Source organism: Vibrio sp. 10N.222.55.B11 (assembly GCF_041473705.1).
GTDB lineage: Bacteria > Pseudomonadota > Gammaproteobacteria > Enterobacterales > Vibrionaceae > Vibrio > Vibrio crassostreae_C.
The window spans coordinates 1-218 of the sequence record NZ_JBFRST010000126.1; the positions used below are offsets into that span (position 1 = coordinate 1).

General features: G+C 44.5%; 1 pseudogene. It reads left to right on the plus strand.

Annotated features, from left to right (window positions below):
- Positions 1–218: pseudogene (locus tag AB4503_RS25180) on the plus strand (hypothetical protein); the annotation flags it as partial.

Here is a 218-nt window from a genome sequence, read left to right on the forward strand (position 1 = left end):
CTGCCTCTATACCCCAAGGAACGATACCTGCAATTTACGCCTAGAATATTTCTGACACCTGAGCTGACCAGCAACAAGGTAACAGACATTCATTTTGAATTTATAGGACCCGACTGGGCTAAACCAAACGGCAATCCAAAAACAAAGCGCTTTTGGCCAAACAAACGCTACGTGTCTGTTTATTTAGATACCTCCCCCAAAAGTCGAGGTTGGTATGC